22 protein-coding genes and 1 pseudogene are annotated in these 25,186 nt (G+C 72.4%); 12 read left to right on the forward strand and 11 right to left on the reverse strand.

Going from position 1 to position 25,186, the window contains the following annotated elements; all coding sequences use genetic code 11:
- A partial coding sequence (gene hutU, locus ABZ840_RS35940; RefSeq protein WP_361567707.1) for a urocanate hydratase occupies positions 1-1,341 on the forward strand: 1,341 nt, incomplete at its 5' end.
- 87 nt (positions 1,342-1,428) lie between these two features.
- Here hutU and ABZ840_RS35945 read toward each other — a convergent pair.
- Complete coding sequence (locus tag ABZ840_RS35945; RefSeq protein ID WP_361567710.1) at positions 1,429-2,853, reverse strand: amino acid permease; 1,425 nt, start codon at positions 2,851-2,853, stop codon at positions 1,429-1,431.
- 185 nt (positions 2,854-3,038) lie between these two features.
- Here ABZ840_RS35945 and ABZ840_RS35950 point away from each other — a divergent pair, with 185 nt between their 5' ends.
- A complete protein-coding gene (locus ABZ840_RS35950; RefSeq protein ID WP_361567712.1) occupies positions 3,039-3,857 on the forward strand; it encodes an IclR family transcriptional regulator in 819 nt (272 codons plus the stop codon).
- A gap of 36 nt (positions 3,858-3,893) precedes the next feature.
- On the opposite strand, the gene hutC is transcribed toward ABZ840_RS35950, so the two are convergent.
- Positions 3,894-4,649, reverse strand: coding sequence for a histidine utilization repressor (gene hutC / locus ABZ840_RS35955; RefSeq protein WP_361567715.1), 756 nt, complete (start codon positions 4,647-4,649; stop codon positions 3,894-3,896).
- A gap of 162 nt (positions 4,650-4,811) precedes the next feature.
- Here hutC and hutG point away from each other — a divergent pair, with 162 nt between their 5' ends.
- Positions 4,812-5,891, forward strand: coding sequence for a formimidoylglutamase (hutG, locus tag ABZ840_RS35960; protein WP_361567718.1), 1,080 nt, complete (start codon positions 4,812-4,814; stop codon positions 5,889-5,891).
- A 74-nt stretch (positions 5,892-5,965) separates the two neighbouring features.
- Here hutG and ABZ840_RS35965 read toward each other — a convergent pair.
- Positions 5,966-6,034 (reverse strand): annotated as a pseudogene (locus ABZ840_RS35965) (LuxR C-terminal-related transcriptional regulator); the annotation flags it as partial.
- Between ABZ840_RS35965 and ABZ840_RS35970 the strand changes: the two are divergent.
- Positions 6,018-6,275 carry a hypothetical protein gene (locus tag ABZ840_RS35970; RefSeq protein ID WP_361567818.1) on the forward strand — a complete coding sequence of 86 codons (258 nt, stop codon included), beginning with the start codon at positions 6,018-6,020 and terminating at the stop codon, positions 6,273-6,275. The pseudogene ABZ840_RS35965 and the gene ABZ840_RS35970 overlap by 17 nt on opposite strands.
- A gap of 755 nt (positions 6,276-7,030) precedes the next feature.
- Here the strand turns inward: ABZ840_RS35970 and ABZ840_RS35975 are convergent.
- From ABZ840_RS35975 to ABZ840_RS35985, 3 genes are read right to left on the reverse strand one after another with little or no spacing between them, the layout of a single operon-like run.
- On the reverse strand, positions 7,031-8,083 hold the full coding sequence (locus tag ABZ840_RS35975) for an ATP-binding protein (protein ID WP_361567720.1): 1,053 nt from the start codon (positions 8,081-8,083) through the stop codon (positions 7,031-7,033).
- The gene (gene kaiC, locus ABZ840_RS35980) at positions 8,076-9,620 is read right to left on the reverse strand and encodes a circadian clock protein KaiC (RefSeq protein ID WP_361567723.1); all 1,545 of its coding nucleotides are present in this window, start codon (positions 9,618-9,620) and stop codon (positions 8,076-8,078) included. Before kaiC ends, ABZ840_RS35975 begins: the two co-directional genes overlap by 8 nt.
- The gene (locus ABZ840_RS35985) at positions 9,617-9,919 is read right to left on the reverse strand and encodes a circadian clock KaiB family protein (RefSeq protein ID WP_361567726.1); all 303 of its coding nucleotides are present in this window, start codon (positions 9,917-9,919) and stop codon (positions 9,617-9,619) included. Before ABZ840_RS35985 ends, kaiC begins: the two co-directional genes overlap by 4 nt.
- A gap of 206 nt (positions 9,920-10,125) precedes the next feature.
- On the opposite strand from ABZ840_RS35985, the gene ABZ840_RS35990 reads away from it, so the two are divergent.
- Together ABZ840_RS35990 and ABZ840_RS35995 are read left to right on the forward strand one after the other, a co-directional pair.
- Positions 10,126-10,809, forward strand: a complete 684-nt coding sequence (locus ABZ840_RS35990) for a response regulator transcription factor (RefSeq protein WP_361567728.1) — start codon at positions 10,126-10,128, stop codon at positions 10,807-10,809.
- A gap of 81 nt (positions 10,810-10,890) precedes the next feature.
- Entirely contained in the window at positions 10,891-11,592 is a 702-nt protein-coding gene (locus tag ABZ840_RS35995; RefSeq protein ID WP_361567731.1) for a GAF and ANTAR domain-containing protein, read from the forward strand.
- A 42-nt stretch (positions 11,593-11,634) separates the two neighbouring features.
- On the opposite strand, the gene hemC is transcribed toward ABZ840_RS35995, so the two are convergent.
- On the reverse strand, positions 11,635-12,570 hold the full coding sequence (gene hemC, locus ABZ840_RS36000) for a hydroxymethylbilane synthase (RefSeq protein ID WP_361567734.1): 936 nt from the start codon (positions 12,568-12,570) through the stop codon (positions 11,635-11,637).
- Between the two features lie 353 nt (positions 12,571-12,923).
- On the opposite strand from hemC, the gene ABZ840_RS36005 reads away from it, so the two are divergent.
- Positions 12,924-13,514, forward strand: a complete 591-nt coding sequence (locus ABZ840_RS36005; protein WP_361567737.1) for a transglycosylase SLT domain-containing protein — start codon at positions 12,924-12,926, stop codon at positions 13,512-13,514.
- A gap of 48 nt (positions 13,515-13,562) precedes the next feature.
- Here ABZ840_RS36005 and ABZ840_RS36010 read toward each other — a convergent pair whose 3' ends face one another.
- The 4 genes from ABZ840_RS36010 to ABZ840_RS36025 form a co-directional block, all read right to left on the reverse strand.
- On the reverse strand, positions 13,563-14,018 hold the full coding sequence (locus tag ABZ840_RS36010; protein ID WP_361567739.1) for a MarR family winged helix-turn-helix transcriptional regulator: 456 nt from the start codon (positions 14,016-14,018) through the stop codon (positions 13,563-13,565).
- Between the two features lie 46 nt (positions 14,019-14,064).
- Positions 14,065-15,906 (reverse strand): asparagine synthase (glutamine-hydrolyzing), encoded by a 1,842-nt coding sequence (gene asnB / locus ABZ840_RS36015; RefSeq protein ID WP_361567742.1) that lies wholly within the window; start codon positions 15,904-15,906, stop codon positions 14,065-14,067.
- 346 nt (positions 15,907-16,252) lie between these two features.
- Positions 16,253-17,419 carry an FAD-dependent oxidoreductase gene (locus ABZ840_RS36020; RefSeq protein ID WP_361567744.1) on the reverse strand — a complete coding sequence of 389 codons (1,167 nt, stop codon included), beginning with the start codon at positions 17,417-17,419 and terminating at the stop codon, positions 16,253-16,255.
- Positions 17,416-17,736, reverse strand: coding sequence for a bifunctional 3-phenylpropionate/cinnamic acid dioxygenase ferredoxin subunit (locus ABZ840_RS36025; protein ID WP_361567747.1), 321 nt, complete (start codon positions 17,734-17,736; stop codon positions 17,416-17,418). Before ABZ840_RS36025 ends, ABZ840_RS36020 begins: the two co-directional genes overlap by 4 nt.
- Before the next feature lie 152 nt (positions 17,737-17,888).
- Here ABZ840_RS36025 and ABZ840_RS36030 point away from each other — a divergent pair, with 152 nt between their 5' ends.
- From ABZ840_RS36030 to ABZ840_RS36050, 5 genes are all read left to right on the forward strand, one after another.
- Positions 17,889-18,704 carry an IclR family transcriptional regulator gene (locus tag ABZ840_RS36030; protein ID WP_361567749.1) on the forward strand — a complete coding sequence of 272 codons (816 nt, stop codon included), beginning with the start codon at positions 17,889-17,891 and terminating at the stop codon, positions 18,702-18,704.
- A gap of 201 nt (positions 18,705-18,905) precedes the next feature.
- Positions 18,906-20,018 carry an S-(hydroxymethyl)mycothiol dehydrogenase gene (locus ABZ840_RS36035; protein ID WP_361567751.1) on the forward strand — a complete coding sequence of 371 codons (1,113 nt, stop codon included), beginning with the start codon at positions 18,906-18,908 and terminating at the stop codon, positions 20,016-20,018.
- Positions 20,019-20,088: 70 nt separating this feature from the next.
- Positions 20,089-22,545 (forward strand): FAD-dependent oxidoreductase, encoded by a 2,457-nt coding sequence (locus ABZ840_RS36040; protein ID WP_361567754.1) that lies wholly within the window; start codon positions 20,089-20,091, stop codon positions 22,543-22,545.
- Between the two features lie 32 nt (positions 22,546-22,577).
- The gene (locus ABZ840_RS36045) at positions 22,578-23,717 is read left to right on the forward strand and encodes an aromatic ring-hydroxylating dioxygenase subunit alpha (protein ID WP_361567757.1); all 1,140 of its coding nucleotides are present in this window, start codon (positions 22,578-22,580) and stop codon (positions 23,715-23,717) included.
- Positions 23,710-25,182, forward strand: a complete 1,473-nt coding sequence (locus ABZ840_RS36050; protein ID WP_361567760.1) for an aldehyde dehydrogenase family protein — start codon at positions 23,710-23,712, stop codon at positions 25,180-25,182. Before ABZ840_RS36045 ends, ABZ840_RS36050 begins: the two co-directional genes overlap by 8 nt.
- The last annotated feature ends 4 nt before the right edge of the window (positions 25,183-25,186 follow it).

Raw genomic sequence — 25,186 nt, forward strand, 5'->3', positions numbered from 1 at the left:
AACTGGGAGGAGTTCCGGCGGCTGGAGCAGCTGGGGCTGACGATGTACGGCCAGATGACGGCCGGGTCGTGGATCTACATCGGCACCCAGGGCATTCTGCAGGGCACGTATGAGACGTTCGCGGCGGTGGCGGCGAAGAAGTTCGGCGGCACCCTGGCCGGCACGATCACCCTGACCGCCGGGCTGGGTGGCATGGGCGGCGCCCAGCCGCTGGCGGTGACGATGAACGACGGTGTGGCGATCTGCATCGACTGCGACCCGCGGGCGATCGAGCGGCGGATCGAGCACCGCTACCTGGATGTGAAGGCCGACAGCCTGGCGCATGCGCTGCAGCTGGCCACCGAGGCCCGCGATGCGCGCAAGCCGCTGTCGATCGGGCTGCTGGGCAATGCGGCGGAGCTGTTGCCGCAGATGCTGGCCGAGGGCGCTCCGGTCGACATTGTCACCGACCAGACCTCCGCGCACGACCCGCTGTCCTATCTGCCGGTGGGCGTGGCGTTTGCGGACATGGCGGACGCGGCGGCCAAGGACCCGGCCGGGTTCACCACCCGCTCGCGGGAGTCGATGGCCAGGCACGTGGAGGCGATGGTCGGCTTCATGGACGCGGGTGCGGAGGTGTTCGACTACGGCAACTCCATCCGCGGCGAGGCCCAGCTGGCGGGCTTTGAGCGGGCGTTTGCCTTCCCCGGTTTCGTGCCGGCCTACATCCGGCCGCTGTTCTGTGAGGGCAAGGGCCCGTTCCGCTGGGCGGCGCTGTCGGGTGAGGCCTCGGACATCCACAAGACCGACAAGGCGATCCTCGATCTGTTCCCGGAGAACGAGTCCCTCGCGCGCTGGATGAAGATGGCCGGTGAGCGGGTGCACTTCCAGGGGCTGCCGGCGCGGATCTGCTGGCTGGGTTACGGCGAGCGGGACAAGGCCGGTGAGCGGTTCAACGACATGGTCGCCTCCGGTGAGCTGCAGGCGCCGCTGGCGATCGGTCGGGATCACCTGGACTGCGGTTCGGTGGCCTCCCCGTACCGGGAGACCGAGGCGATGCTGGACGGCTCGGACGCGATCGCGGACTGGCCGCTGCTGAACGCCATGGTCAACGTGGCCTCCGGTGCCTCGTGGGTCTCGCTGCACCACGGTGGGGGTGTGGGCATGGGCCGCTCGATCCACGCGGGTCAGGTGTCCGTCGCCGACGGCACCAAGCTGGCGGGCGAGAAGGTGCGTCGTGTCCTGACCAATGACCCGGGGATGGGCGTCATCCGGCACGTGGACGCCGGATACGACATCGCCGACACGGTTGCCGACGAGCGGGGTGTGCGTATCCCGATGCGCGAGAACCCCTCCGCGTAACCGTTCCTGCCGGGCGGGGCCGTCGCCAATGACGTCGACGGCCCCGCCCGGCGCTTTTCCGGGCCCGCGAAAGGCCCTTCGGGGTTTTCAGTCCCGTGCCGGTACGGGGGCTTCGACCGGCTTTTCCTGGGGGGAATCGGTCACGGCGGCGGCGCCGTTACGCGGACGGAGCCAGAGGAAATGCACCACCGACAGCAGGGCCAGCCAGACGGCCCCTACGATCAGCGCGACCCGGGTGTCCGCGGAGAACGCAAGCAGCACCATCACCGCGGCCATGAAGACCATGGCGATGATCTGCCCGTACGGCCAGAACGGGACCTTGTAGGCGAGTTCGGCCGTCTCCTTCTCCGACATCTTCCGCCGGGCCGCGTACTGGCTCGCGAGAATCATCAGCCAGACCCAGACGGTCGCGAACGTGGCGATCGAGGAAATGATGAGGAAGATGTTCTCGGGCATGGTGTAGTTCAGCACCACGCCGAGCAGCAGCGCGCCGATCATGATGGCGACGGTCATCGTCGGCACGCCGTTGCGCGAAAGGCGGCGCATGACGGCCGGGGCCTGGCCGCGCTCGGCCATGCCGTACATGATGCGGCCGGCCGCGAAGATGTCGCTGTTGATCGCGGAGAGCGCGGCCACGATGACGACGACGTTCAGTACGGCGGCCGCGGACTTGATACCGAGGCCGGCGAAGATCTGCACGAACGGGCTGCCGTCCGAGCCGATGTCCTGCCAGGAATTGAGGGACATGAGGACGGCGAGCGTCAGCACGTAGAAGAAGACGATGCGCAGCGGAATGGAGTTCACCGCGCTCGGAATGGTCTTCTCCGGGTTCTCCGCCTCGCCGGCCGTGACACCGATGACCTCGGTGCCGCCGAAGGCGAACATCACGACGGCGAAGGACATGATGAGGCCCTCGGTGCCGTGCGCGAAGAATCCGCCGTGGCTCCAGAGGTTGGCGACCCCGACGTGCATTTCGCCACCGCCGATACCGAAGACGAGGATGGCGAGCCCGCCCACGATCATCGCGCAGATGGCGACGATCTTCACCAGCGAGAGCCAGAACTCCAGCTCACCGAAGACCTTGACGCTGAAGAGATTCAGTACGCCGATGATGCCGATGGCGGCCAGCACCCAGATCCAGCGCGGCACATCGGGGAACCAAAATCCCATGTAGACGCCGAGCGCGGTGACGTCGGCGATACAGACGATGACCATTTCGAAGGCATAGGTCCAGCCGGTCGTGAATCCCGCGAGCGAGCCGAGATACCGGGTGGCGTACTCGCCGAAGGAACCCGCGCACGGATGGTTCACCGCCATCTCGCCGAGGGACCGCAGTACGAGGAAGACGGCCGCGCCGCCGATGAGGTACGCCAGCAGCACCGCGGGCCCGCCGGCCTGGATGGCTTCCGAGGAGCCGTAGAAGAGGCCGGTGCCGATGGCCGAGCCCAGCGCGATGAAGCGGATGTGCCGGGACCTCAGCCCGCGGTGCAAGGTCGTTTTTTCGGTACTCACAAGATGCCCTCTCCTTCGGGAACAGCACGCCCGTCCCTGACGTGCGACATGGGCCGTCGCCTGGCGGGAGCGGCTGTCGCCGCCTCTCACTTGAACACAGGCGCCGCATGTATATGCCTGTATAGACAGGACCGTCAAGGGTCGTTCCGGGAAATGGGCAGGCCGGCGCGGAGGGGGTCGCGGCGATGAAGGAGCCCGGTACGACGGCCTCGTCGAGCGCCTCTCCGGCCGTCGGCCGCGCGCTGGACATCCTCACCCACCTCGCCGGGCGCAGCGGCCCCGTACGGGTCGCGACGCTCGCCCGTGACCTCGGCATTCCGCGCTCGTCGGCGTACCACATCCTCACCGTGCTGGCCGGGCGCGGCTTCGTCACCTACCTCCCGCACGAGCAGGCCTACGGCCTTGGTGTCGCCGCCTTCGAGATCGGCTCCGCCTACCTCCGGCACGAGCCGCTCGAACGGCTGGCCCGCCCGATCCTGCGCACCCTCGCCGGCCGCCTCGCGCAACCCGTGCACCTCGGGGTGCTGCACGGCGCGGAGACCGTGTACCTGCTCAAGGAGCAGCCCGCGGCGGCGCGGCCGGGCACCGTCACGGTCCCGCTGGTCACCGAGGTCGGCGTGCGGCTCCCGGCCCACCTGACGGCCAGCGGCCGGGCGCTCCTCGCGCACGTCGGCGAGGCCCAGCTCAAGGCGCTCTTCCCGCGCCCCGGCGACCTCATCACCCGTACCGGCAAGGGGCCGCGGTCGCTGGGCGAACTGCGGGACCTGCTGGCCAGGGACCGGGCGCGCGGCTGGTCGGAGGAGACCGAGCTGGTCTCGGCGGGGTTCCGCTCGGTCGGGGTGGCGGCGTTCGACCACCACGGGCGGCCCGTGGCGGCGCTGAGCAGCACCTGGTACCGGAACCACCGCCCGCGCGACGAGGCGTACGTGCGCGACCTGCTGCGCAAGGGCGCGGCCCGGCTCACCCACGCGGTCTCGGGCCGCCCGCCCACGGCCCGGCCGTAGCGCCCGCCGGCCCGGCGAGCGTCCCTCCGGGGCGGCTCAGCGGTTGTCGAAGGTGCCCTGGAGCCGGTACCGCGACCCCGGGTGCAGCAGCCGCGCGATGCTCACCAGCGCGTCGCCCGACCAGGTACGGCGGTGGATCAGCAGGCACGGCTCGGACTCGGGCACGCCGAGGACGGCGCACTCCTCCGACGACGGCAGCACCGCCTCCACCACGTGCTCGCCCCGGCCCAGCGGCGCCACCTCGGACAGGAACGTGAACGGGGTCCGCCGGGTGAAGTCCTGCTCCAGGTAGCCGGGCGCGAAGTCCGGGTGGACGTACCGGTCCTCCAGCTGGATGGCCACGTCGTCCTCGAAGTGCACCACCCGGGACCGGAAGACCCGGCGCCCGGCGCCCGGGCCGAACTGCGCGGCGACCTCCGGATCGGCGGTCTCGGCGCGTACGTACAGCACCTCGGCGCGGTACCGGTGCCCGCGGCGGTGCACCTCGTCGGCGATGTTGTGCACCTCGACCAGCGCCGAACTGCCCTTGTGCAACGCCACGAAGCTGCCCACGCCCATCACCCGGCGGATCAGGCCCTGGCCCGCCAGCTCCCGCAGCGCGCGGTTGACCGTCATCCGGGACAGGCCCAGCGACTCCACGAACTGGCTCTCCGAGGGGAGCGCGTCGCCCTCCCGCCACCGCCCGCTCATGATCTGCTCGGTGACCAGGTCCTTCACGCGCTGGTACGCGGGCGCCGAACGGGACGCCTGCGCGTGGTACCGCCGCGCGAGGTCAGCAGCCTCCCCGGCCAAGCCGTTCACCGTCCCTCGCACTCGTGGTCACACGCTCCTCGCGGGTGACGTGGGCACCGGAATCCTAGTGGGTCTCGGATCCGAGGAACCGGGGCGCCCGCCCTGGTCCGGAGCCCGGCGCGCGGGTGTGATGGCAGCGGAACACCGAGGAGCTGAGGAACCGTGACGAGCACCGTGCAGCAGGCCGCCCGCGCCACCGACCAGGACCCGGCAGCGCGACCGGAGAAGTGGGCGGCGGACGCGCCCGCCGAACCGTGGACCGGCCGCGACGACGGCCCCGGCGCCGAGCACCTGCGCTGGCACCACGCGGTGACGCCGTACCCGGCGGCCGGCCGGGGCGCGGCCGGCGCCTGGGACGCGGCCTTCGTCGGCTTCCGCAGCGACGAGGGCGTACGCCGCAACAAGGGCCGGCCCGGCGCCGCGGACGGCCCGGGTGAGCTGCGCCGTGCGCTCGCCCCGATGGCCCTCCAGACCCCGCTGCGCGCCCTGGACGCCGGGGACATCGAGGTCGGGGACGGCGACCTGGCGGCCGGCCAGCGACGCCTGGGCCGCGCCGTCACCGCCCTCCTGGACCACGGCCGCCCGGTGACCGTGCTGGGCGGCGGCCACGAGGTCGCCTACGGCAGCTACCTCGGACTGGCCGGCAGCCGCGCGCTGCGCGACGGCGCCCGCCTCGGCGTGCTCAACCTCGACGCGCACTTCGACCTGCGCGACGACGTCCGCCCCAGCTCCGGCACGCCGTTCCTGCAGATGGCGGAGGACGAGGAGGCCGCCGGCCGGGAGCTGAACTACTGGGTGCTCGGGGTGAGCGCGCCGAGCAACACCGAGCGGCTGTACCGCACCGCCGACCGGCTCGGCGTGCGCTACCTCCCCGACACCGCAAGCGGCCTGCTGCACATGCATCGCGTCGACGCCTTCGTGGACGACTTCCTCGCGAGCTGCGACCTGGTGCACCTCAGCATCGACCTGGACGTGCTGCCCGCCGCCGCGGCGCCGGGCGTCAGCGCCCCCGCCGCGTACGGCGTCCCGCTGGAGGTGGTGGAACACGTCTGCGCCAAGGTCGCCGCCGGCGGCCGGCTGGCCGTCTGCGACGTCGCGGAGCTCAACCCGGACCTGGACACCGACCACCGCACGGCCCGGACCGGCGCGCGCCTGGTCCACCGCATCCTGACGGGCGCCGCCGGAGCGCGCCGGGTACCGCCGGCCGCGCCCGCGGCGAGCCGTGCGGGGCTCGGCAGGTAGAGCCCCCGGGCGAGGGCCCGGACGGCGATCTGGGTGCGGGAGGCGGCCCCGAGCTTGGGCAGCACGTGCTCGATGTGCGCGGCGACCGTCCGCTCGGCGATGTGCAGACCGGAGGCGATGCGCTGATTGGTGCAGCCCTCCACGACCAGCCCGGCGATCTGCAGCTCCCGCCGGGTCAGCCCGTACAGCTCACCGGCCGGCGACAGCAGGACCACGGCCACCACGTCGTACGGCGGACACGGCCCGCAGGACAGGACGGTCACCCGGACGTACGCGGACCGCTGCTCGACCGTGGACGGCTGGAGGAAGGCCATGTGCCCGGTCCGCGCGGCGATGGCCGACGCCGGCAGCAGCCCCCCCGAACCGGCCCGCAATGACGGGTGACCGGGCAGCCCGGGCAGCGGCAGGGCCAGGCCCGTGCGGCACAGGGCGACCCCGGCCGTGCACCTCGCCAGCAGCTCGGCCGCCGCGGCCGGCGGGCGCAGCGGGTCGACCGCGTCGGCCATCGACGGGGCGAGCCCCCGCAGCAGGCCGCGCACGGCGGGCGGCGGGGGCGGACCGGAGCCGCGGAGGAGGACGACGAACCCGAGGTGGCGCCGGCCGCTCGTGAACAGGCCCACCAGCACGGCATGGTGGCGTCCGGAGCGGCGCACCAGGCTTCGCCGGCCGGGCAGTTGGGCCGGGCCGTCACCGTTGCGGCACACGTGCACCGCCGACTCCGGCCCGCACGCGACGATCCGGTCGCTGTCCCGCAGTGCCGCCCGGCCGGTGGCCGCCGCGCGCAGGGGGGCGTCGCAGTCCCGCTCCGCGACCGTGACCAGCATGTGTTCCCGGGGGATCAGCAGGACGACGGCGCCCGCTTCGTACGGCACGAGCCGGCGGAGCCGGTCCAGCACCGCGGCCGCGCGCAGCGCCGGCACACCGGGCGTGGACGCGATCCGCCCCACGGCCAGTGCGTGCGCCGCCGCGCTCAGGTCCGGTGCCAGCCCTCCCTGGGGGTACGTCGGCAGAACTGCCCATCGTCCGGCCTCCGGCGAGCTGCTCTCATAGGAACAGAGTGAGTACGGCCCGGCCATGTGCCACCGCCGGCGGCTCCGGACGGGCAGCGACTCCGGCGCCGTCGGTCGCCCCCCGGACGTTCACTCGTCCGGCGCGCGGGGCAGCCGCAGCCGAAAGCACGCGCCGCCGGCGGAGGACGGCTCGTACCAGGCATCGCCTCCGTTGGCACGGGCCAGACCGCGGACGACCCAGAGCCCCAGCCCCGTGCCTTCACCGGCCAGTTCGGCGTTCGGCCCGCGGGTGAACCGCTCGAACAGCTGCGGTGCGAACTCCTCCGGCACCCCGTCGCCGTGGTCGCTCACCGAGATCTCCAGCCACTGGTGGTCCCGGGCCACGACGCGCGCCCTGACCGGCGGGCGGCCGTGCGTGAAGGCGTTCTCCAGGCAGTTGGTGAGCATCTCCGAGAAGGCCAGCCTGTCCACCCGCGCGACCAGTCCGGGCGCACACGACAGCCGTACTGCCTCGATCTGCTCCGTGACATTGCCCAGCCGTTCGATCAGGAACGGCAGGACGGGGATGTCCTCCGCGGCGGCCTGCGGGGCGGCGGCGTCGATGCGCGCCGCGGTGAGCAGCTTGCGCACCAGAGCCTGGAGGTGGGCGGTGCGTTCGGCGATCCGGTGCACGGCCGCGGCTCGCGCCCGGTCCGAGAGCACCGCCCGGTGGTCGAGCAGCGTGTCGGCGAGCACGCCGATCGTGGCCAGCGGATTGTGCAGCTGATGGGCGGCCACCGCCACGACGACGTTCTGCCGCTCCAGCGCCGCTTCCAGCTCCTGCTGGGCCCGGCGCCGCCGGGTGATGTCCCGCAACGCCGCGACGTGCAGCGTGTCGGTCTCCACCAGCGCGGTGGTGACCCGCATCTCCACCACCCGCACGTTCCTGTCCGGGAGCATCAGGTCGATGGTGGTCTCCCCGACGACGAGCGGGAAACCGAACTCCTTGCCCACCAGTTCGGCGGCGGACCGGGAGAACAGCTCCTCGGCCGCCGGATTGCAGAACACGACACGCCCGTCCGCGTCGACCGCCAGGATGCCGTCGGCGGCCGCCGAGGCGACCACCCGCCCGATGTCGCCGGGGACGGCGTCGGGAGCCCCGTTACCGGCCCCGGCGCCGGTGCGTGAACCGTGGTCAGCCATCGGGCCTCACCGGTGAGGCCGGCGCACGACGGTCGGCCGTGCCGTGCGTGCCGGCCGCGAACACGGGGACTCCGTAACCGGTCAGTACGGCGGAGACGCCGCGCAGCGGCTCGCCGATGTGCATCCCGGTGTCGTCGATGGTGACGTCGCGGATCCGGTGGTCGTGGGCCGAGCCGCGGGTCTGGAGGACCGCGACGGCCCGGCCCGTGAGGCCCGCCGTCTCCACGTAGCGCAGCAGGACCGACACATCGGTGAGGCTGGCGACGCGCGCGGCGATGCTCGGGCCGGGGTTCGGCGCCGTGCGGTCGGCGGGCAGCGAGGTGAGCAGTGCGGTGATGGCGCGCGGCCGCAGCACCGCGCCCAGCGCGACGACGAAGTCCAGCAGCGCCCGCGGGGTGGCGATCCGCTCCAGCGCGGAGAGCGTGTCGATGACCAGCCGGGCGGGGCGGAACTCCTCCACCGCCCGCCGCACCAGGATGAAGTGGTCCTCCAGGGACGAGGTCTCGGGGTACTCCGACACCACCTGGAGCAGACCGGCCGCCTCCATGGCCCGCAGGTCGACGCCCCAGCCCGCGGCGTTGCGGTCCAGCTGCTGGCGGGTCTCGTCGAAGGTGTACAGCAGGCAGCGCTCGCCCGCGTCGGCACCGGCCTTCACGAAGTGCAGGCCGGACAGCGTCTTGCCGATTCCGGTCGGGCCGGTGAGCAGGACGACCGAGTCGCGGTAGATCCCGCCGCCGCACATCCCGTCCAGCTCCGCGATGCCGGTGGAGACCCGGTCGCGGATCACGGATCCCTCGTGCGGGGCGAGGAAGGCCAGCGGTACGACGACGATGCCGTCCCGCGGATCGATGGTGAACAGCCACTCGCCGGTGCGGTGCGGAATGCCGCGGAACTTCACGATCTCCAGGGTCCGGCGCCGCCGTTCCTGGAACAGGGTGTTGCGCAGCACGATGACGTTGTCGAGCACGAACTCCTCCACGCCCAGCCGGGTCATGGCGCCGTACTCCGTCTCCCGCTCCGTGGTGATCACCGCCGTCACGCCGAGCGACTCCAGGGACTCCGCCACGCGCAGCAGCTCCCGGCGGACGACGGCCGGCCCGGGGTAGCGCAGGAACACCGCGCCCAACGAGTCCAGGGCGACCCGCTTGGCGCCGACCGTGCGCACCGCGTGCGCGATCCTGGCGGCGAGCGCCCGGAAGTCGTACGCCCCGACGACGGGGCCCTCCTCGGTGTTCCGGGCGGAGGCGTCGACGAAGGCCCACTTCCCGGCGCTCTCCCACTCGGCCACGGCGAATCCCAGTGAGGCGACGTTGCGGCGGATGTCGGCGGGCGGTTCCTCGAAGGTGACGAAGACTCCCGGCTCGTCGAAGAACTGTAGGCCCCGGGCGAGGAATTCGGCGGCGAACAGCGTCTTGCCGCTGCCGGCCGTGCCGGTGACCAAGGTGCAGCGGCCCGCGGGCAGTCCGCCCAGCGCTACTTGATCGAAACCGTTGATCCCGGTGGTCACGCGCGGGACCGTTGCGTCACCTGAGGTCATGCCCGTACCTCCCGGAAGTCCTCGTTCTCGTCGGGCAGGCCCAGGGCGGCGGCGGCGCGGTGATGGTCGGACAGGTCACCGACCACCCGGCGCGGCGGGGGCGGGCTGAGCCTGATGACGGTGGGGGTGGCCAGGATCCGCCCCTCCTCCGCCAGTTCGGGACGTTCTACGGCATCCACGATCTGGAGGTCGTACCGACTGCGCAGCCGGCTGTCGCACAACAGACGTAGATTGACTTCGGCCTCCAGGGAGTGCGGCGTCGGTCCCGCGACGAAGAGCCTGAACGAGTAAGTGGTCACGTGCGACAGCCTCCTGTCTCCCCCCGGCTCGCCGGTCGTCGGGGCAGAGCAGCCCTTCGGGACCACTGTCCTCCGGACGGCCTCCCGCTGCCAGAGCGGGAAGCGGTACCGCGGCGCCTCCGGAGGTCCGGCCGGAAGTCCGGAGGCGCCACACCGGGCGGCGCACCGGACTAGGCTGGACCGGCCGACAGTGTGGGGTGGCCGGGATGACCAAGGTGCTGGTGGTAGAGGACCAGCGGGCGCTCGCCGACGCGCTGGAACTGGCCATCTCCGCGCAGCCGGACCTGGAGTGCGTGGGCGCGGTCGGCACGGTCGAGGCCGCGCTGCCGCTCGCAGCCGCGGGCACGGACGCCGTCCTGATGGACATTCACCTGCCCGGCGCCGACGGCATCGAGGGCACCGCCGCGATCAAGGCGGCTCACCCGGAGGTCCGCGTGCTGATCCTCACCGCGGACACCGACCCCGCGGTGCTCGCCGCCGGCACGGCGGCCGGCGCCGCCGGTTTCCTGTCCAAGTCCGGCGCGCTGGCCGACATCCTCGCCGCGCTGCGGGCACCGGCCGGCGGGACGCTGATGGTCGGGGGCGCGGCGCTGGCGGCGCTGCTCGACCCGGCCGACGGCGCCCGGAACGTGCCGGACGGAGTGGCCCCGGTCCGCCTGACGGGACGCGAACGGGAGGTGCTCCACTTGATGGGGGAGGGGCTGGCTCCCCGGGCGATCGCCGAACGCCTCGTCATCAGCCGGCACACCGCCCGCGGTCACGTGAAGAACCTGCTGATGAAACTGGGCGCCCACAGCCAGCTGGAGGCCGTGGTCGCGGCCACCCGCGCCGGCCTGCTGCCCGGCGAGGGAAAAACAGCCCATTTGAGGGGTGCCGACCGGACCGTTTGAGGCTTCCCGGCCGTCCGGCTCCGCGCTTAGCGTCGGGAGCAGAACGTGGCGCCCGAGGAAGGGAAGGAAGGTGACCGGGCGGTGAGGGATCAGGAACGGGATTTCGGGGAAGTCTCCCGGTTCGCGGCTGTCCTCGCGACCGTCCCTTCCGTCGGCGAGGTACTCCAAAACCTCGCGCGGTGCTCTGCCGCCGCGCTCGCCGTACGGAGCACCGCGGTCTCTCTCGTGCACGGCGGGGAGCTGCACCCCGCCGGCGTACTGGGCCGGATGGCGGCCGAGGCGGGCCACGTCCAGGCCGCGCTCCGGTGCGGGCCGTGCGCCGAGGCCCTGCGCACCGCACGGCCGGTCACGGTGCCCGACCTGGCGCGGGACGTGGCGCGCTGGCCCGGCTACGGCGAGCGGGTGCTCGCACTGGGCGTGGCGGCGACCGCCAGCCTGCCGCTGCACTCCCACGGGAAGGCGCTCGGGACGCTGGACCTCTACCACACGGAGCCGCGGTCCTGGCCCGTCGCCGACCTCGTCCGCGTACGGGTGCTGACCGACATGACCGTCGCCTACCTCACGATGGCCGCCGAGCGGGACCAGCAGCGCCGGGTGGCGGACCAGCTCCAGCACGCGCTGGACAGCAGGGTCGTCATCGAGCAGGCCAAGGGCATGCTCGCGGCCGAGCGTCACATCCCGACCGGCGAGGCGTTCGAGCTGCTGCGCGGGTACGCGCGCCAGCACCGGGCCAAGCTGCGCGAGACGGCCGAGGCGGTCGTCGACGGAGACCTGCGGCCCTGACGGCGCGGCGGCCCCGAGGGGGCAGCACGCGCCGGTGGCGCGTCAGTGCGGGATGCCGTCGATCAGTTCGCGGGCGCCCTGGCGGAGCAGCGCGACGGCTACCGAGGTGCCCAGGGTGGCGGGGTCGAGCCGGCCCGCCCACTCGTGGGCGTTGAGGACGGTCTTGCCGTCGGGGGTGAACACGCAGGCCCGGAGCGACAGGTCGCCGCCGCGCTCGGCCCTGGCGTACCCGGCGATGGGGGAGTTGCAGTGCCCCTGGAGCACGTGCAGGAACATGCGTTCGGCCTGCGTCTCGCGGTGCGTGCCCGGGTCGCCGAGCCCGGAGAGCGCGTCGACGGTGACGGTGTCGTCCTCGCGGCACTGGAGGGCCAGCACCCCGGCGCCGATCGGCGGGCACATCTGCTCGACGGACAGGACCTCGGTGATGACGTCGGGGCGGTCGATGCGGTGCAGCCCGGACACCGCGAGGAGCAGCGCGTCGGCCTCCCCGGCGTGCAGCTTCTCCATTCGCCGGTTGGCGTTGCCGCGCATCGGCACCGTCTCCAGGTGCGGGTGGGACGCGGCGAGCTGGGCGCGGCGGCGTACGGACGAGGTGCCGATGCGGGTGCCCGGCGGCAGCTCGTCGAGGGTGAGCCCGCCGGGGTGGATGAGGGCGTCCCGTACGTCGTCCCGCTTCAGGAACGCGGCGAAGGTCGTACCGGCGGGCAGCGGCCGGTCGGCCGGGATGTCCTTGACGCAGTGCACCGCCACGTCCGCCTCGCCCGAAAGAAGGGCGGCGTCGACCTCCTTGGTGAACGCGCCCTTGCCCTCCACCTGGGAAAGGTCACCCATCCAGCGGTCTCCGGTGGTGGTGACCGGGACGACCTCCGTGACGACGCCCGGGTGCAGCGCGGCCAGTTCGGTGCGGACGCGCTCGACCTGGGCCAGGGCCATCGGGGAGGAGCGGGAGACGATACGGATCAGCTCAGGCGCGGACATGAGGCCACGATAGCCCCGTCCGGCCCCTCCCTTCGCCCGGTCCCGCCCTTCCCGCCGGACCGCCCGGCGCCGCTCCGCCCGCGGCCGTCACGCAAATCTTCGAAGATATCGCCGGTCCGCTCGGACCCGCCCGGTTCGGCCCAACGCTTCGGCGAGTCCTTCCGCCGGTTGATATGACGCCTTCCAAGTGAGCCGGCGGCTCGACGGGAAGGCGATGATTTCCCATGCACATGGCCAGGACTGCGACCACCGCCCTTTCGTCTGTCCTCGCGCTGATAATGCCTGCCGCGATCGCCTTCAAAGGAATGGCGGATACGCGTCCCGGTGAGGCCGGGACACGGACGGAAGAAACCGTGGCGTACACCGGGAAAACCCGGCCGCACACCACGCGTGCGGGTCACCGGGCGCCCCCGCCGCCCCGCCGGAAGGTCCGGGTCTCCCCGGGCGCGCTGGAGGGGCAGGCCGCCACGTTCGTCGCGGCGGGGCTGACGGAGCAGCGGTACGAGGCCGCGGCACGGGCCTCGAGGTCCAGCTCGGAGGCGCGGACGGCGGCACTGGAGGAGCGGCGGGCACAGCGGCGCGAAGCGGCCAGACGGCAGCTGGAGGCGGCCGGCCCGGCCGGCTGGATCCGCGGCTGCCTGCGGGTCACCGGAGTGCCGGGACACTGGTACGCGGGATTGTGGACGATCGCCCGGCGGGAATCCGGATTCGACCCTCGCGCCTTCAACGGATGGGACGCGAACGCGGTCGCCGGTGAGCCGTCCAGGGGACTTTTCCAGACGACCTGGCCGACCTTCCGGGCACACCATCAGGCGGGTACGGCATGGGACATCAACGACCCGGTGGCGAACTGCGCGGCGGCGGTGAATTACATCAAGTCCCAGTACGGCGACATTTCCCGCGTGCAGCAGGCGGATTCGGGCAGCCCGCCGCGCGGATATTAGGCCGGAAGTGCGCCGAGCTGCCCGGAGGAACGCGGTACGGCGGCCGGTTCAGTCGCCCGGCTCGGCCAGCCGCCGCAGCAGCGTGCCCGCTTCGAGGACGCGCCGTACGTCCTCCGGGGCCAGCGTGGCGAGCCGCCCCGCGAGCGCCTCGGCCTCGCTGTGCGCCACGTCGTTCAGCGCACCGACCCCGTCCTCGGTGACGACCACGCGTGCCGCGCGCCCGTCGGTGGGGTCCGGCTCCCTGCGGACCAGCCCGGCCGACTCCAGGCTCGCCACCGCGGCCGTGGCCGTCGGCTGCGAGCAGGGGATCCGCTCGGCGAGTACGCCGATGCGGGACGGGCCGAGCTGGGTCAGCAGGGCGAGCACGATGAGCTGGGTGGGCGGGACGCGGCGGCCGGGGACGGCCCTGCCCAGGCTGCGCAGCAGCCGGTGCAGGGTCACGACCAGCTCCAGGGTGGCTTCCTCGCCGACCGCGCTCAGCGCGGCCTCTCCGCCGACCGCCACGCCACCATCCACTCTCGTTCCAGACCATCGAACTGCCCCGATCAGGTCAAGAAAGTGTAATGGCCGGGGAGTACATGTCCATCCAGAGGGCCAGGTCCAGGGTGCGTTCGAGGCCGCGCCGGGAGGCCTGGGTGATCTGCGGGACGTCGACCTTGACGGCGCGCTGCAGCCAGTCCCGGCTGACCAGGTCGAACACCGGGTGCGAGGGCTTGGCGAGCAGGTCCTTGATGTGGCCCTGCAGCGCGACGGCGTACTTCGGGTCCTGCGTGGAGGGGTACGGGCTCTTCACCCGGTCGTAGACCGACTTCGGCAGGACGTCCGCGGTGGCCTCGCGCAGCAGGCTCTTCTCCCGGCCGTCGAACGACTTCAGGCTCCACGGGGTGTTGTAGACGTACTCCACGAGCCGGTGGTCGCAGAACGGCACCCGGACCTCCAGGCCGACGGCCATGCTCGCCCGGTCCTTGCGGTCCAGCAGGACCCGGACGAAGCGGGTGAGGTGCAGGTAGCAGATCTTGCGCATGCGGTACTCGAAGTCGCTCTCGCCGTCGAGCCGCTGCACGTCCCTGACGGCCGTGTCGTAGCTGTCCTGGATGTAACTTCCCAGGTCCATGGCCTTGGTGACGTGGTCGGTGAGGATGTTGCCGTCGTCACCGAAGTGCTCGGCGAACTGTACGAGCCAGGGGAAGGTGTCCGCCTCGCGCGCCTGGGGGTCGAAGAACTGCTTGTACCCGCCGAAGACCTCGTCCGCCGACTCGCCGGACAGCGCCACCGTCGAGTGCTCGCGAATGGACTTGAACAGCAGGTACAGCGAGGCGTCCATGTCGCCGAAGCCCATCGGCATGTCCCGGGCGCGGATCATCTTGGAGCGCACTTCGGGGTCGGCGAGCTGGTCGGAGTCGAGGACGATGTCCTGGTGCTCGGTGCCCGAGGCGCGCGCCACGTCATGGACGAAGGGGGTGTCCGGGTCGGCGCGCAGCGCGTCGGCCACGAAGTTCTCGGTCTGGCCCACGAAGTCGACCGCGAAGCTGCGGACCGTCTTGTCCTCGGCGGCCAGCTGCCGGGCTGCCAGGGCGGTCATCGCGGAGGAGTCCAGGCCGCCGGAGAGCAGGGTGCAGCGCGGTACGTCGGCGACGAGCTGGCGGCGCACGATGTCGTCGAGCAGGGAGCGCACGTGCGCGATCGAGGTGTCCCGGTCGTCGGTGTGCCGCCGGGTCTCCAGCGACCAGTAGACGCGGGTGCGCAGGCCGTTGCGGGTGAGCGTGACGACGGTGCCGGGCTCGACCTCGCGCATGCCCTCGTACATGGCGTGGCCCGGCGTCTTGACGAAGGCGAACAGCTCGCGCAGGCCGTCCAGCGTCACGGTGGGGGTGACCTCGGGGTTGGCGAGGATCGCCTTGGGCTCGGAGCCGAAGAGCACGCCGTCGTCGGTGGCGTAGTAGTAGAAGGGCTTGATGCCCATCCGGTCGCGGATCATCACGAGCTTCTGCTCGCGGCTGTCCCAGATGGCGAAGGCGTACATGCCGTTGAGGCGTTCGGCGACGGCCTCGCCCCACTCCAGGTAGCCGTGGAGCACGACCTCGGTGTCGGAGTCGGTGACGAAGCGGTGGCCGCGCGCGGCGAGTTCCTTGCGCAGCTCGGTGAAGTTGTACGCCTCTCCGGAGTAGACCATCACCACGGGGCCGCCGTCGGTGTCGACGGTCATCGGTTGGCGGCCGCCCGGCAGGTCGATGATGGCGAGCCGGCGGTGACCGAGGGCCGCCGGGCCCTGGACCCACGTGCCGGCGTCGTCCGGGCCGCGGCAGGACATGGTCTCGGTCATGGCGTCGACGGTGGCCTGCTCGGACCGCAGGTCACGCCGGTAGGCGACCCATCCGGTGATTCCGCACATGCTGCTCCTCCCAATCCGACCCCGGGCCGGTGCCTCGGGGGGCGGCCGGACAACGGCAGGGGTCACCGGCCGGATACCCAGGGTCATTTGTATCGAGCACCTATGTATCGAGCATGTGTCAGTCCGATGTCGTCCGTCAACAGGGCCCGACGGGCGATCTTCGGCCGATCGGGTGGAAGGTATAGCGGGCGCCAAGTGCCGGTATACGAAAGGCCTTTGGGTGGTCATGGAAGTGCCGCGTCGCCCGTCCCGGGGCCGCCCGAGGAGGGGCCGGAGCGCACACCTGCGTCGGCACCCCCTTTCTGCCGAAGGGGGTGCCGGAGGAGGAGTGCCGGTGCGGGGCGGGTCAGCTCGCGACCGGCTGGGCCGCCCGCATCAGCTCGCGGCGCTGCTTCATGAACGGGCGGGGCCGGTTCAGGGCGAGTACGGCGGTGGTGCGCCCCTCGCGCTCGTACGCGGCGAGGAAGGTGCGGTCGTCGGGGGAGCCCTCCAGGATCCGCACGGTGTCGGTGGGCCGGCGGCGGCCGGCGAACTGGATGCGGACGCCGTACTGGTCGGACCAGAAGTACGGGACCGGGCGGTGCGCCTTGAGCGTGGCGCCCGCGAGCAGGTTGTGCGCGGCGACGGCGGCCTGTTCGGTGGCGCTGGTCCAGTGCTCGGTGCGGGAGCCGTCGACGCGGGCCACGTCGCCGACCGCGACGACGTGGGGGAGCGCGGTCACGCACCCGGCGTCGGTGACCACCCCGTCGTCCAGGGCGATCCCGGAGCCGGCGAGCCAGTCGGTGTTCGGGCGGACGCCGATGCCGACCACGACGGTGTCGGCGGGCACCAGCCGCCCGTTGGCCAGCTCCACCCCGGTGACCCGGCCGTCCGGCCCGCCCCGCAGCGAGGCGACGCCCGTACCGGTGGCCAGCGCGACCCCGTGGTCGCCGTGCAGCGTCGCGCAGATCCGGGCCATCTCCTCGCCGAGCTGCGGCAGCAGCGGGAGCGGCGCGGCCTCCACGATCGTGACGTCATGGCCGAGCGCGGCGCAGGAGGAGGCGACCTCGGCCCCGATGAACCCGCCGCCGATGACGACCACCCGTACCGGGCCGCCGGCCAGGTCCTCGCGGAGCGCCTGGGCGTCGTCGAGGGTGCGCAGCGTGTGCACGCCGGACAGCTCGGGCCCTGGCAGCCGGCGCGGGGTGGCGCCGGTGGCGATGACCACCCCGTCGGTCTCCAGGGACCGGCCGCCCTCCAGGAGCACCGATCGGCCGTCGGCGCCGAGCCCGGCGGCGCGGGTGCCCAGCACCCATTCCGCGTCCAGCTCGGCCACCTCCTCGGCGTCCGCCAGGGCCAGGTGCTCCTGGCCCGTCTCGCCCTTGAGGAAGTCCTTGGACAGCGGCGGCCGGTCGTACGGACGGTGGTGTTCGTCGCCCACGATCGTGAGCCGGCCTTCGAAACCCTGGGAGCGCAGCGCCCGCGCGGCGTACAGTCCGGCCAGCGACGCTCCGATGACGGTGACCGTCCTCATGCGGCGGTGCCTTCCTCGGCGGCGTGGTGGACGTAGATCATTCCGTCCTCCACGGTGACGGGGTGGGTGCGGACGGCCCGGCGGGCGGGCAGGCAGGTCGGCATGCCGGTGCGCAGGTCGAAGGATGCGGCGTGCAGCGGGCATTCGACCAGGCAGCCTTCCAGCCACCCGTCGGCGAGCGAGGCGTCCTGGTGGGTGCAGGTGTCGTCGATGGCGTAGATCGCGCCGTCGGCGTTGAAGACGGCGATCGGAGGTGCGGTGTCGATGCGGACGGACTCGCCTGCGGGCAGGTCGGTGAGGTGGCAGACGGGAATCACGGGGCACCCCTCATTACTGTTCGGTATAGTTGAGTTCCGCGATGCGCACGGCGAAGCGCTCTGCGCAACAGAATCCAAGCCGGGAGCCCGCGCGTCAAGCGCCTCCCTTCAGATGCCGGCCCGCGTGGGGTCGCGCCAGGTGGTGAGATCGGATGACGGACAAGGCGAAGAGCACGTCGGAGGGCAGGTCGGCGGAGAAATCGGCCCGTGCGGCGGGGAGTTCGGTGCAGTCGGTGGACCGTGCCGTCACCGTGCTGGAAATCCTCGCCCGGCACGGCGAGGCGGGGGTGACCGAGGTCGCCGACGAACTGGGCGTGCACAAGTCGACGGCCTTCCGGCTGCTCGGCGTGCTGGAGAACCGTGGCCTGGTCTCCCAGGAGCAGGAGCGCGGTAAGTACTACCTCGGCGCCGGGGTGCTGCGGCTGGCCGGCGCCGCCGCGGTGCGCCTGGACATCTCGCAGGAAGGCGCGCCGATGTGCCGGCTGCTCGCCGAGGAGCTGGGCGAGACGGCCAACATCGCGGTGCTCGACAACGGCGCCGCGGTCAACATCATGCAGGCCCGCGGCCCGGCCTCGGTCACCGCGCAGAACTGGCTCGGCCGCCGCACCCCGCTGCACGCCACCTCCAGTGGCAAGGCGCTGCTGGCGTTCCAGCCGGGACCGGTCCAGGACGCGGCGCTCGCCCGCAAGCTGCCGCGGCTGACCGAGCGGACGATCACCTCCGTCGCCGAGCTGCGCGCCCAGCTGGCCGAGGTGGTGCGCAACGGCTTCGCGGTGGCGATCGAGGAACTGGAGCTGGGGCTGCACGCGGTCGCCGCGCCGGTGCGCGCGCACGACGGCCAGGTGATCGGCGCGATCAGCGTCTCGGCACCCGCGTACCGGCTGGAACCCGACCGGATCCCGGAGGTCGCCAAGCGTACGGTCGAGGCGGCGCAGGAACTCTCCCGCCGCATGGGCCACGGGACTTGAGGCCCATCGGGTAGGCGGAAACGATCATACGCAGGGACGATGCGGGGCCGGTGTTCACCGGCCCCGTTCGCATGCGCGCCGACAGTACCGGCGCTTTTACCAACGGTTAACTCGTACCTCTTGACGCCGCCGAGAAGGCGTTCCCAGTATGTCTCCCATCGCGCAACGAGTCGTGCAGTGCGCAACACTGAGGGGTAGGGCATGCCACACGAAGTCCGTGCTGTCGTCGCGACGAAAAAGGGCGCACCCGTCGAGGTGCAGACGATTCTGGTGCCGGACCCCGGGCCGGGGGAAGTGCTGGTATCCGTGCAGGCCTGCGGGGTCTGCCACACGGATCTGCACTACCGGGAGGGCGCCGTCGGCGACGACTTTCCCTTCCTCCTCGGGCACGAGGCGGCGGGCGTGGTGGAGGAGGTCGGCCCCGGCGTCACCGACCTGCTGCCCGGTGACTACGTGGTGCTCGCCTGGCGCGCGCCCTGCGGCGCCTGCCGCTCCTGCCGCCGCGGCCGGCCCTGGTACTGCTTCGACTCCCGCAACGCCGCCCAGCCGATGACCCTGCTTGGGGGCACCTCCCGGACGAAGTCTGGGGGAGGAACCCCGCTCACGGCCGCGCTCGGCATCGGCGCGTTCGCCGAGAAGACGCTGGTCGCGGCCGGACAGGCGGTCAAGGTCGACCCGGCGGCACGCCCCGAGGCCGCCGGACTCATCGGCTGCGGCGTGATGGCCGGATACGGCGCCGCCGTGCACACCGGCGGCGTCGGCAACGGTGACACCGTCGCCGTCATCGGCTGCGGGGGAGTGGGCAACGCGGCGGTCGCCGGCGCCTCGGTCGCGGGCGCCAGAAGAGTCATCGCGGTCGACATCGACGACCGCAAGCTGGACGGCGCGACCCGCTTCGGCGCCACCCACACCGTCAACTCCCGCGGCACCGACCCGGTCGAGGCGGTCCGCCAGCTCACCGGCGGCCACGGCGCCGACGTCGTCATCGACGCCGTCGGCCGGCCCGAGACCTACCGCCAGGCCTTCGAGATGCGGGACCTGGCCGGGACGCTGGTCCTGGTCGGGGTGCCCGAGCCGGACATGCGCCTCGACCTGCCGCTGATCGAGGTCTTCTCGCGCGGCGGCTCCCTGAAGTCGTCCTGGTACGGCGACTGCCTGCCCAGCCGGGACTTCCCCGTGCTCATCGACCGCTACCTCAGCGGCCGGCTCGACCTCGAAGGGTTCGTCACCGAGCGGATCTCCCTGGACGAGGTGGAGTCCGCCTTCGACACCATGCGCGCCGGCCGGGTCCTGCGCTCCGTGGTCGTCCTCTGACCCCGGTCGTCCTCCGACACCGGCGGCCCGTACCCGTTCCGCGCACTCCCTGCCCGACCCAAGGAGCAGCATGTCCCGCACCCCCGCCACCGACGCCCGCGTCGTCGTGATCGGCGCCGGCATCGTCGGCTGCTCGCTCGCCGACGAACTCACCGCACGCGGCTGGCGCGACGTCACCGTCCTCGAACAGGGCCCGCTCCCGGCCCCGGGCGGCTCCACCTCGCACGCCCCCGGGCTGGTCTTCCAGACCGGCCCCTCCAAGACCATGACCGAGTTCGCCGCGTACACCGTCGAGAAGTTCAACTCCCTCGAAGTGGACGGACTGCCCTGCTTCAACCCGCTCGGCGGGCTGGAGCTGGCCACCACCCCCGAGCGCTGGGCCGACCTGCACCGCAAGGCCGGACTCGCCGCCTCCTGGGGCGTACGCGGCGAACTGATCACCCCGGCCGAGTGCAAGAAGCTCTGGCCGATGCTCGACGAGGACAAGGTCCTCGGCGGGCTCTACACCCCCGACGACGGCCTGGCCCGCGCCGTCCTCGCCTGCCGCGCCCAGATCACCCGCGCCGAAGCGCGCGGCGCCCGCTTCCTGGAGCGGCACACCGTCACCGGCATCGAGCGCGAGGGCGGCCGGGTCACCGGCGTCGTCACCGACCGCGGCACCTTCCCCGCCGACCACGTCGTCTCGGCGGCCGGCTTCTGGGGCCCGGTGATCGGGAAGATGGCCGGGGTGGACGTGCCGCTGCTGCCGCTCGCCCACCAGTACGCCAAGACCGCGCCACTGCCCGAGCTGGCCGGCGTCAACGACCCGCGGACCGAGGCGAGCAAGCCGATCCTGCGCTTCCAGGACCGCGACCTGTACTACCGCGAACACACCGACCGCATCGGCATCGGCTCCTACGCGCACCGCCCGATGCCCGTCGACCCCTTCACCGTGCCCGCCTTCGACGACGCGCCCGTCATGCCGTCCTCGCTGCCCTTCACCGAGGAGGACTTCGCGCCGAGCTGGCAGGACAGCGTCGGCCTGCTCCCCGCCCTCGGCGACTCCGAGGTCGAGGAGGGTTTCAACGGCGTCTTCTCCTTCACCCCCGACGGCATGCCCGTCCTCGGCGAATCCCGTGACCTGCGCGGATTCTGGCTCGCCGAGGCGGTCTGGGTCACCCACTCCGCCGGCGTGGCCAGGGCCGTCGCCGAGTGGATGACCGACGGCCGGCCGTCCGTCGACATTCACGAGTGCGACCTGTACCGCTTCGAGGACGCGCAGCGCTCACCCGCGTACATCGAGGACCGCGGCGCCCAGAACTTCGTCGAGGTCTACGACGTCCTCCACCCCCTCCAGCCCATGGAGCAGCCACGCGCCCTGCGGGTCAGCCCCTTCCACTCCCGCCAGCAGGAGCTGGGCGCCTACTTCCTGGAGGGCGGCGGCTGGGAGCGCCCGCACTGGTACGAGGCCAACGCCCCGCTCGCCGAGGGCCTCGACCTGCCGCAGCGGGACGCCTGGTCGGCCCGCTACTGGTCGCCGATCGCCGCGGCCGAGGCGAAGGCGACCCGCGAGCAGGTCGCGCTGTACGACATGACGCCGCTGCGCCGCCTGGAGGTCACCGGCCCCGGCGCCCTCGCCTTCCTCCAGCGCATGTCCACCAACCAGCTGGACAAGAAGCCGGGCGCGGTGACGTACACCCTCCTCCTGGACGAGGCGGGCGGCATCCGCTCCGACCTCACCGTGGCCCGGCTCGCGCCCGACCGCTTCCAGATCGGCGCCAACAGCGGGGCCGACCTGGACTGGCTGCTCCGGCACGCCCCCGAGGGGGTCCACATCCAGGACATCACCTCCGGCACCTGCTGCATCGGCGTCTGGGGCCCGCTCGCCCGCGACCTCGTCCAGCCGCTCACCCGCGACGACTTCTCCCACCGGGCCTTCGGCTACTTCAAGGCCAAGCGGACCCACCTCGGCCACGTACCCGTCACGGCCATGCGGCTCTCGTACGTCGGCGAGCTCGGCTGGGAGCTGTACACCACCGCCGACCTGGGCCTGCGCCTGTGGGACACGCTCTGGGAGGCCGGGCAGGAGCACGGCGTGATCGCCGCCGGCCGGTCCGCCTTCAACAGCCTCCGCCTGGAGAAGGGCTACCGGTCCTGGGGCCACGACATGACCACCGAGCACGACCCGTACGAGGCGGGCGTCGGCTTCGCCGTACGCCCCGCCAAGGGCGACTTCCTCGGGCGGGCCGCGCTGGAGGGCCGCAGCGCGGAGACCGCCCGCCGCAGGCTCACCTGCCTCACCCTCGACGACCCCGCCGCCGTGGTCCTCGGCAAGGAACCGGTCCTCGTGGACGGCGTGCCCGCCGGTTACGTCACCTCCGCCTCGTACGGCTACAGCATCGGCCGCTGCGTCGCGTACGCCTGGCTGCCGGCCGCGGCCGCCGTCCCCGGCACCGCCGTGCAGGTCGAGTACTTCGGCGAGCGGATTCCCGCGACCGTCGCCGAGGAGCCGCTGTTCGACCCGAAGATGACGCGCATCCGCAAGTAGGGACCGCCCGAGCCGCTTGAGGAGACCAGCACATGACGACCACGCCCGAACTCGCGCCCGCTTCCTCCCTCATCACCACGCTGCCCGGCACCTCCTACACCGACCCGGAGACCTTCCGGCAGGAGCAGGAGAAGATCTTCGAGCGCCTGTGGTTCTGCGCGGTGCGCAGCGCCGACCTGGACAAGCCCGGTGCCTTCCGCACCGTGCAGGTCGGCCGGGAGAGCGTCCTGATCACCCGCAACCGCCGCGGCGAGCTGCGCGCCTTCCTGAACATCTGCCGGCACCGCGGCGCCCGCCTGTGCACCGAGGAGTCCGGCGAGAACCGCCGTAACCTCCAGTGCCCGTACCACGCCTGGACCTACGACTTCGACGGCAAGCTGATCGCCGCGCCCAACCTGACGTCGATGCCGGACATCGACCGCACCGAACGCGGCATGCTCACCGTCCCGCTGCGCGAATGGCTCGGCTACGCCTGGGTCTGCCTGGCGGACGAGCCGCCGTCGTTCGAGGACACCGTGATCGGCGCGGCCGTGGAGCGGCTCGGCGACACCGCCTCCATCGAGCGGTACCGCACCGAGGGCCTGGCCCTGGGCAAGCGCATCACGTACGACGTGGCGGCCAACTGGAAGCTCATCATCGAGAACTTCATGGAGTGCTACCACTGCGCCACGATCCACCCCGAACTCACCGACGTGCTCCCGGAGTTCGCCGACGGGTTCGCCGCGCAGTACTACGTCGGGCACGGCGCGGAGTTCGCGCCGGAGGCCGAGGGCTTCACGGTCGACGGCAAGGGCGGCTTCGGCCGGCTCCCGGAGATCGCCGAGGACCAGGACCGCCGGTACTACGCGATCACCGTCCGGCCGCAGGTCTTCGTCAACCTGGTCCCCGACCACGTGATCGTCCACCGGATGTTCCCGATGGCCGCCGACCGCACCGTCGTGGAGTGCGACTGGCTCTACCTCCCCGAGGTCGTCGAGTCCGGTGCCGACATCGACACCTCCGTCGAGCTGTTCCACCGCGTCAACCAGCAGGACTTCGACGCGTGCGAGCGGACGCAGCCGGCGATGGACTCGCGCGGCTACCGGGACGGCGGCGTCCTGGTGCCGAGCGAGCACCACATCGGCGCCTTCCACCAGTGGGTCACCGAGCAGCTGGAGGACGAGCGTGCCTGAACTGTTCATCGACGGGCGGTGGCAGGCGGCGGCCGGCGGGTCCACCCGCGAGATCCGCTGCCCCGCCGACGGGGCCCTCGTCGCGGTGGTCGACGAGGGCGGCGCCGAGGACGCCCGGGCGGCCGTCGCCGCCGCCCGGCGCGCCTTCGACACCGGGCCCTGGCCGCACACCACCGCGGCGCAGCGCGGCGCCAAACTGCTGCGCGTCGCCGCCCTGCTGGAGCGCGACAAGGCCGTACTGGCCCGTGCCGAATCGCTGGACACCGGCAAGCGCCTGGTGGAGAGCGAGATCGACATCGACGACATCGCGGCCTGCTTCCGCTACTTCGGCAATCTGGTGACCGGGGAGGGGGACGGCGGCCGGGACGTCGACGCGGGCAGCACCACCGTCGAGAGCCGTGTCGTCCACGAGCCGGTGGGCGTCTGCGCGCTGATCACCCCGTGGAACTACCCGCTGCTGCAGACCGCCTGGAAGGTCGCCCCGGCCCTCGCCGCCGGCAACACCTTCGTACTGAAGCCCAGCGAACTCACCCCGCACACCGCGATCCACCTGATGCGGCTGCTCGCGGAGTCCGGGCTGCCCGACGGCGTGGCCAACCTCGTCCTCGGCACCGGCCCGGAGGCGGGTGCCCCGCTCACCGACCACTCGGACGTGGACCTGGTCTCCTTCACGGGCGGCCTCGCCACCGGGCGGCGGATCATGGCCGCGGCCTCCGCCACCGTCAAGCGCGTCGCCCTGGAACTCGGCGGCAAGAACCCCAACATCGTCTTCGCCGACGCCGACTTCGAGACCGCCGTCGACTACGCCCTGACTGCGATCTTCCTGCACTCCGGGCAGGTCTGCTCGGCGGGCGCCCGGCTGCTGGTCGAGGGCTCCCTGCACGACCGCTTCGTCGACGAGGTGGTCCGCCGGGCCCGGGACATCCGGCTCGGCGGCCCCTTCGACCCCGAGGCCCGCACCGGACCGCTGATCTCCGCTGCCCACCGGGACAAGGTCGAGGCGTACGTCGCCGCCGGACTCGCCGAGGGCGCCGTGCTTCGCTGCGGCGGCGCACGCCCGGAAGCGCCGGGCCTCGCGGAGGGCCACTACTACCTGCCCACCGTCCTCGACGAGTGCGCCGCCGGAATGTCCGTGGTCCGCGAGGAGTCCTTCGGCCCCGTCCTCACCGTCGAACGCTTCACCGACGAGGACGAGGCGGTGCGGCTCGCCAACGACACCGTCTACGGACTGGCCGGCGCCGTCTGGACCACCGACCCCGCGCGCGCCGACCGGATCGCCGCCCGGCTGCGGCTCGGCACCGTCTGGATCAACGACTTCCACCCGTACCTGCCGCAGGCGGAGTGGGGCGGCTTCAAACAGTCCGGTACCGGCCGCGAACTCGGCCCCAGCGGTCTCGCCGAATACCGCGAGCACAAGCACGTCTGGCGGAACACCGCCCCGAAGCCGCTCCACTGGTTCGACTGATCCG

The organism is Streptomyces sp. NPDC047117 (assembly GCF_040643545.1).
Lineage (GTDB): Bacteria > Actinomycetota > Actinomycetes > Streptomycetales > Streptomycetaceae > Streptomyces.